At 62.3% G+C, this 3,137-nt stretch carries 4 protein-coding genes; 2 read left to right on the forward strand and 2 right to left on the reverse strand.

The genetic code is table 11. The features are described 5' to 3' along the window. Nucleotides 1-169: 169 nt before the first annotated feature. A complete protein-coding gene (locus QT222_RS03635; protein ID WP_004057134.1) occupies nt 170-589 on the forward strand; it encodes a CBS domain-containing protein in 420 nt (139 codons plus the stop codon). A 162-nt stretch (nt 590-751) separates the two neighbouring features. After that, nucleotides 752-1,927, forward strand: coding sequence for a M24 family metallopeptidase (locus QT222_RS03640; RefSeq protein ID WP_491476337.1), 1,176 nt, complete (start codon nt 752-754; stop codon nt 1,925-1,927). A gap of 66 nt (nt 1,928-1,993) precedes the next feature. Here the strand turns inward: QT222_RS03640 and QT222_RS03645 are convergent, their stop codons facing one another. Beyond that, nucleotides 1,994-2,518 (reverse strand): hypothetical protein, encoded by a 525-nt coding sequence (locus QT222_RS03645; protein WP_004057131.1) that lies wholly within the window; start codon nt 2,516-2,518, stop codon nt 1,994-1,996. 167 nt (nt 2,519-2,685) lie between these two features. Continuing rightward, nucleotides 2,686-3,137: Rossmann-fold NAD(P)-binding domain-containing protein (locus QT222_RS03650; protein ID WP_491476338.1), on the reverse strand; the 452-nt coding region annotated here is incomplete at its 5' end.

Genomic DNA, 3,137 nt, shown 5'->3' on the forward strand with positions numbered 1-3,137 from the left:
GCCACTCGGAGCGTCAGTTTCCGCTCGCCACTCGGAGCGTCAGTTTCCGCTCGCCGCATGGGTTAGCAGCGGCCCCGCAGCAACCCGTTCTCGAAGTAGTAGTCGAATCCCATTCCCGACGTGTTAGAATTACAACCCTGCCTTTCCCTGTAGACGACGATACTATGGTATGCTCGTCAAAGGCATCGCCCAGTCCGACGTGGTGACAGTCGGTATCGAAGCCACACTCGAAGACGTTGCTCGAACGATGCGTGACGAACGTGTCGGCAGCGTCGTCGTGGTCGATGGGAAGGGCGTCGTCTCCGGCCTGTTGACCGACCGCGACCTCGTCGTCTACGGTATCGCTGGCGACCGTGCCGTGTCCGACCTCGTCGCCAACGATATCTTCTCGACGAACGTATTCTGTGTCGACCCCGAAGACGAGGTTGCCGATGTCGTCGACCGGATGCACGACGAAGGAGTTCGCCGCGTCCCCGTCGTCTCCGATGGTTCTCTCGTCGGAATCGTCACACTCGACGACCTGCTGTGTCACCTGTCGGCGCAAATCGAATCGCTTGCGGACGTGGTTCGCGGTGAGTTCCCAGAGTGATTCCGGGGGGCGATACGCGCCCGTCACACCCATCTCGTGGCGTGCCCCGGCGGCAAATCCACGGAGTGTCACCCCGCCCGAGGTGTCGCTCTGTGGAGCCGATACCGGAAACCGCCGCCCGCGACGCAAGGGCTTTACTACCAACCGGGCGAAGCCCGGATTATGGAACCCGATTTCTCACCACTGGACGAGTTCCTCGGCGACGACTTCGACGGCTACCTCATTTCTGCCGACGGAACTGACTCCAACCAGTTGTACCTCTCTGGGTTCGATGCCCCCGACCCGTACACGACGCTCTACACGCCCGATGGAATTCACCTTCTCGTCTCGGGACTGGAGTACGGCCGCGCGAAGAAGGAAAGTCGCGCCGACACCGTCTCCCGACTCTCAGACTACAACTACCGAGAGAAGTACACCGAGCACGGCCCTGTCGTCGGAAAGGCGAAAGCCATTGCCGGATTCTTGGCGGACCACGATATCGAGGCGGTCGCTACCCCCGCGGACTTCCCGCTCGCAACCGGCGACGCGCTCCGCGAGGAGGGCCTCTCGGTCGAAGCGGAAACCGAGAACGTGCTGTCCAACATCCGCGCGGTGAAGACCAGCGAGGAAGTCGACCACATCCGCGCCGCGCAGGAAGCAAACGAGGCCGCGATGCGGGCCGCAGAAGACCTCATCCGCGCCGCCGACGGGGCCGACAACGGAGTCCTCCACTACGAGGGCGAACCGCTGACGAGCGAGCGCGTCAAAGAGGAAATCGAGATTACGCTCCTCCGCCACGGCTGTGCACTGGACGAGACAATCGTTGCCTGCGGTGCCGACGCAGCCGACCCGCACGACCGCGGCAGCGGCCCGCTCCACGCCGACGAGGCCATCATTATCGACATCTTCCCGCGCGACAAGGAGACGAAGTACAACGGCGACATGACCCGAACCTTCGTCAAGGGAGAACCGACGCCGGAGATTCGCGAGTGGTTCGACCTCACCGAAGCGGCGTTCCACGCCGCTCTTGACGCTATCGAAGCGGGAGCAACCGGAAAAGACGTTCACGACGCCGTCTGCGACGTGTACGAGAACGCTGGCGAAAACACGCTTCGCGCCGACCCCTCCGCCGAAACCGGCTTCATTCACAGTACGGGCCACGGCGTCGGCCTCGACGTGCACGAACTCCCGTCTCTGAGCCAAGCCGGTGAGGAACTGAAACCCGGCCACGTCATCACCATCGAACCGGGCCTGTACGACCCGGATATTGGCGGCGTCAGAATCGAAGACCTCGTGGTCGTCACGGAAGACGGCTACGAGAACCTGACCGACTACCCGGTCGAACTCGTCGTCGAATAGGCACCGACAGTACCTACCGAGTCCAGTTTTTGCCGGTAGACAATTGGACGGGTTTCGAGCACAGAATTAGCTGTCGAGCGCGTTGTCGCCGGTGGCACCACTCGTTCCCGGTGCGTCAGTCCAACCGGAATTGGCTTCGCGCCACTGTTGCAACAAGTCCTCCAATGCGTCGGCGGTCTCGGGGGTGAGGACGCCGGCAGCCTGCCGGACAACTGTGCCATCCTCGATGAAGAGTGCATAGATGTTACCTTCACCGAGGAGACCGAGTCGACGCTGGAGAGCGGTCTTGTTGACGCGGGTGACCAGCGCGTTGTCGTGCGGACGACTCCGGGCAGCACCCGGCGACATACCGCCTCCACCGGGAAGCGAGGGCATCATGCCGCTTCGACTGCCGAGGACCAGCAGTTCGTAGTACTCGAAATGACCGTAGGTCTCACACAGCTCCTTTGCGAACCCTCGCCACGACCCGACCAGCGACTGCTGACGACGGTCGAAACTGATGAGTACGAGCGTCTGGTCCCCTTCGAGGTCGTCGGGAAGGACGACCTTCTGACCACTCGTATCTCGAGACGGGAGGCGAGGGAACTCCATGGATTAGGCGAACCCCCATTGGTAGTTAAGTCTAATTGCCGATTCGAAAATATATCGCGCCATCAAGAATGTATCCACAGCGGTGATGACGCGGAAACACATTGCCAGTTAATTGGCGTTCATACAGCATAAATCTCCGGGACTGAGTCTCAGCCCCGATAATTAGGTTAGTGTTCGTAGCCGGTGTCGAACAGTTGGGCCGACGTCGGACCCGGTTCGCTCCCTTCGACGACCGCGTACGACGAGAGGTCGTCGATGCCCGCCTCGGACAGGATTTCCTCGTCGTAGTAGCTGTTCCCCGTACACGAGGTCGGGTCGCGCGAGAACAGTTCGACGAGCGCGTCGCACATAATCTGCGGCGTCCGCCAGTCTTCGGGCGTTCCCATGCCGAAGTGGCGAGTCGCCTCGGATTCGATGGCCGCCACGGGCCAAAGGGCGTTCACGCCGATGTCGTCGGCGGCGAGTTCCTGTGCGAGCGACTGCGCGATGAACGTCATCCCGTATTTCGACAGTGCATAGGCGACTTTTCCGGGTGCGGGTTCCGCCGGTAGCGGCGGGGCGGACAGGGCTGCGTGCCCGCGGGGGGGCCCGCGGGGTCCTGGGGGCGCGCGGGGCGGTG

It is taken from the genome of Haloferax sp. s1 (assembly GCF_058382125.1).